Genomic DNA, 4,073 nt, shown 5'->3' on the forward strand with positions numbered 1-4,073 from the left:
TAACAGTTTCGGAGACTGCCCAAAAGCAAGATCAAAAGATCGCAGCCTGCGGCAGCTCCTACGGGACCGAGTCGAGCGCGGCTTTTGTAGGAGCTGGCGGAGCCTGCGATCTTTTAACAGTTTCGGAGACTGCCCAAAAGCAAGATCAAAAGATCGCAGCCTGCGGCAGCTCCTACGGGGTTTGGTTTTTTGCGTTATTGCTTATGCCGGCGCAGAAGTCCGAATCAAATGATCGAACGCGCTGAGGGAGGCCTTCGCGCCCTCGCCCACCGCTATGACAATCTGCTTGTAGGGCACGGTGGTCACGTCACCAGCAGCGAACACGCCTGGCAGGGAAGTCTCGCCACGCGCATCGACGATGATCTCGCCGCGCGGCGACAGCTCGACGGTGCCTTTGAGCCAGTCGGTGTTAGGCAGCAGGCCGATCTGCACAAAGATCCCTTCCAGCTCGACGGTGCGCAGTTCCTCTGACTGACGATCCTTGTAACGCAGGCCATTGACCTTCTGTCCGTCGCCGATGACTTCAGTGGTTTGCGCCCGGGTGATCACGGTGACGTTCGGCAGGCTGTGCAACTTGCGCTGCAACACTGCATCGGCGCGCAACTGCAGATCGAACTCCAGCAGGGTGACGTGGGCCACGATACCGGCCAGGTCGATGGCTGCTTCGACACCGGAATTACCGCCGCCAATCACCGCCACGCGCTTGCCCTTGAACAGCGGACCGTCGCAGTGCGGGCAGTACGCCACGCCTTTGTTGCGGTATTGCTGTTCACCCGGGACGTTCATTTCACGCCACCTGGCACCCGTCGCGAGAATCACCGTCCTGGCTTTCAACGAAGCGCCGCTGGCGAATTTGATTTCATGCAGCTCGCCGTGCTTGCCCGGCAGCAACTTGTCGGCGCGTTGCAGGTTCATGATGTCGACGTCGTATTGCTTGACGTGTTCTTCCAGGGCCACGGCCAGTTTCGGCCCTTCGGTTTCCTGGACCGAGATAAAGTTCTCGATGGCCATGGTGTCCAGCACCTGCCCACCGAAACGCTCCGCAGCCACGCCGGTGCGAATGCCTTTACGAGCGGCATAGATCGCGGCCGCGGCACCGGCCGGGCCACCGCCGACCACCAACACATCAAAGGCTGGTTTGGCGCTGATCTTTTCGGCCTGACGCTCGCTGCCGCTGGTGTCGATTTTGCCGAGAATTTCTTCCAGGCCCATCCGGCCCTGGCCGAAGTTCACACCATTCAGGTAAACGCTGGGCACGGCCATGATCTGCCGATCATTGACTTCATCCTGGAACAACGCGCCGTCGATGGCGACGTGGCGGATGTTCGGATTCAACACCGCCATCAGGTTCAGTGCCTGGACCACGTCCGGGCAGTTCTGGCAGGACAGCGAGAAATACGTCTCGAAGTTGAACTCGCCTTTGAGCGAGCGGATCTGCTCGATCACCTCACTACTGGCCTTCGAGGGGTGGCCGCCGACTTGCAGCAAGGCCAGCACCAGCGACGTGAATTCGTGTCCCATGGGGATGCCGGCAAAACGCAGGCTGATCTCGCTTCCCGGGCGGTTGATCGAGAACGATGGTTTACGCCCATCGTCACCGTTGTCGTGCAAGGTAATCTGGGTGGAAAGACTGGCAACGTCTTTGAGCAGCGCGAGCATTTCCCGGGATTTCGCACCGTCGTCGAGGGAGGCAACGATCTCGATCGGCTGGGTGACCCGTTCCAGGTATGACTTCAACTGAGCTTTAAGATTGGCGTCCAACATACGGGCGATTTCCTTTGTTTGTGTCGAAAAAAACCGCCCGAGCTGTCGCCTGTACGGCGAGTTCGTTAGATCAAGGTCGGATGCCGGCAGTCCAGAGCCAAGGCGCCGCGACGACTCATAGCCCGCTATGGGGAGGAGCGGCAACGCAGGATATGGGCTGCCGGCGCCGAAATTGACTGACAGAACTCGCCACACAGGCGACCAACTCGCCCGGGCGTTTTTGAGGGCGGTGCAGCTAACTTAGGTGCGGAGTTCCGCCCTGGTGCTAGTCACAGACTTAGATCTTGCCGACCAGGTCCAGGGACGGAGCCAGAGTGGCCTCGCCTTCCTTCCATTTGGCCGGGCAGACTTCGCCTGGGTGAGCAGCGACGTATTGGGCGGCCTTGATCTTGCGCAGCAGCTCGGATGCGTCACGGCCTACACCACCGTCGTTCAGTTCGACGATTTTGATCTGGCCTTCAGGGTTGATCACGAAGGTGCCACGGTCAGCCAGGCCGACTTCTTCGATCAGCACGTCGAAGTTGCGGGAGATGACGTGGGTCGGGTCGCCAATCATGGTGTACTGGATTTTTTCGATGGCAGCCGACGTGTTGTGCCAGGCCGCGTGGGCAAAGTGGGTGTCGGTCGACACGCTATAAATTTCAACGCCCAATTTCTGGAACTCGGCGTAGTTGTCAGCGAGGTCTTCCAGTTCGGTTGGGCAAACGAAGGTGAAGTCGGCCGGGTAGAAAAACACTACAGACCATTTGCCTTTCAGATCGGCGTCCGACACTTCGACAAATGCGCCGTTTTTGAATGCGGTGGCTTTGAACGGTTTTACTTGGCTGTTGATGATAGGCATCGGTGACTCTCCGTCAGGGGTTGTAAAGTTGATGGGTGAATCCTACCCACTCAACCCCCTGAAGGCTCATTGGCAAAGCTCATGCGACCGATTGGTTTTGGCTATTAGCAGACTCTTTTAATAGAAGAAAGCTCTAAGCAACCGGCTTCTCGGCAACCCGGGCCATCCCCAGAAACGGGCTGGCTTCGACATAGCGCATGGCCGATTTCATGTCCTTCCAGCCGACATAACTCATCAACGACTTCAAGTCCCAGCCGCTGCGGTGGGCCCAGGTCGCGAAACCCCGACGCAATGAATGGCTGGTGTACTGCTCGGCGGGAATCCCGGCCCGCTGCAATGCCTGACGCAACAGCGCAATCACGCTATTGGCGTGCAAGCCTGCTTCGCTCAAGTTGCCCCAGCGATCGATCCCGCGAAACACCGGACCGCGCACCAACCCGGCGGCATTGATCCATTCGATGTACGCCTGCACCGGGCACAAGCGCTGCAACGCCGGGGTTTGATAAGTCTTGCCGAGATTGTCTCTATCACTTTTGCTGCGCGGCAGATAAAGGGTGATGCCCGAACCGGCAGTGGCTTGCACATGCTCGATGTGCACCCGACACAGCTCATCGCTCCGAAAGCCGCGCCAGAAGCCCAGCAGAATCAGCGCGGCATCGCGTCTGGCGCGCAGCAAGGTCGGTTGATCGCCGTCGGCCAGGGCTTGCCGTGCTTCCTGATCCAGCCAGGCGACGACCTGCTCCAGATGCTGCAGCTGCAAGGGTTCGGCCTGCTTTTCCTGGACCGGATGCAATGCGCGAATGCCCTTGAAGACCTTGCGCACCACCGGAGCCTTGGTCGGGTCGGCAAAACCCTGACTGTTATGCCACTGCGCCAGCGCGGACAGCCGCAGCTTAAGGGTGTTGATCGACAGCACGCCGGCATGGGCCACCAGATAGCGCGCCACGCTGTCGCTGGTTGCCGGCAGGAACCCGCCCCAACTGACTTCGAAGTGCTCGATCGCCGCCCGGTAACTGCGCCGGGTGTTGTCGCGGGTCGCGGCGTGTAGATAACGATCCAGTTCGCTCATGGGAATGACCTTGTGTTGACCTGCGTAGGAGCTGCCGAAGGCTGCGATCTTTTGACATTGGCGCCAGCTCAGGCAACGAGTCGCCTATTGGGAAGATCAAAAGATCGCAGCCTGCGGCAGCTCCTACAGGATTTGTGTACATCCGCGGTATCACGGGTGCATTCGGCCGGCGTAGGAGCTGCCGAAGGCGGCGATCTTTTGACCTTGGCGCCAGTTCAGGCAGCGAGTCGCCTATTGGGAAGATCAAAAGATCGCAGCCTGCGGCAGCTCCTACAGGATTTGTGTACATCCGCGGTATCACGGGTGCATTCGGCCGGCGTAGGAGCTGCCGAAGGCTGCGATCTTTTGACCTTGGCGCCAGCTCAGGCAACGAGTCGCCTATTGGGAAGATCAAAAGAT

At 59.3% G+C, this 4,073-nt stretch carries 4 protein-coding genes; 1 reads left to right on the top strand and 3 read right to left on the bottom strand.

All coding sequences use genetic code 11. The features are described from left to right. Positions 1 to 245: hypothetical protein (locus F8N21_RS31220; protein ID WP_224788321.1), on the top strand; the 245-nt coding region annotated here is incomplete at its 5' end. On the opposite strand, the gene ahpF is transcribed toward F8N21_RS31220, so the two are convergent. The 3 genes from ahpF to F8N21_RS29960 form a co-directional block, all read right to left on the bottom strand. After that, entirely contained in the window at positions 202 to 1,764 is a 1,563-nt protein-coding gene (gene ahpF / locus F8N21_RS29950; RefSeq protein ID WP_150645557.1) for an alkyl hydroperoxide reductase subunit F, read from the bottom strand. The two genes, F8N21_RS31220 and ahpF, sit on opposite strands and share 44 nt — an antisense overlap. 277 nt (positions 1,765 to 2,041) lie before the next feature. Next, positions 2,042 to 2,605, bottom strand: coding sequence for an alkyl hydroperoxide reductase subunit C (gene ahpC / locus F8N21_RS29955; RefSeq protein WP_150645558.1), 564 nt, complete (start codon positions 2,603 to 2,605; stop codon positions 2,042 to 2,044). Between the two features lie 133 nt (positions 2,606 to 2,738). After that, entirely contained in the window at positions 2,739 to 3,674 is a 936-nt protein-coding gene (locus tag F8N21_RS29960) for a site-specific integrase (protein ID WP_150645559.1), read from the bottom strand. Between the last annotated feature and the right edge of the window lie 399 nt (positions 3,675 to 4,073).

The sequence above is a fragment of the Pseudomonas fluorescens genome (assembly GCF_902497895.1).
Taxonomy (GTDB): Bacteria; Pseudomonadota; Gammaproteobacteria; order Pseudomonadales; family Pseudomonadaceae; genus Aquipseudomonas; species Aquipseudomonas fluorescens_BP.

What these genes read in the sequence shown, in the direction of transcription:
- ahpC (WP_150645558.1), bottom strand. Translation starts at nt 2,605, where the DNA reads ATGCCTATCATCAACAGCCAAGTAAAACCGTTCAAAGCCACCGCATTC.
- ahpF (WP_150645557.1), bottom strand. Translation starts at nt 1,764, where the DNA reads ATGTTGGACGCCAATCTTAAAGCTCAGTTGAAGTCATACCTGGAACGG.
- F8N21_RS29960 (WP_150645559.1), bottom strand. Translation starts at nt 3,674, where the DNA reads ATGAGCGAACTGGATCGTTATCTACACGCCGCGACCCGCGACAACACC.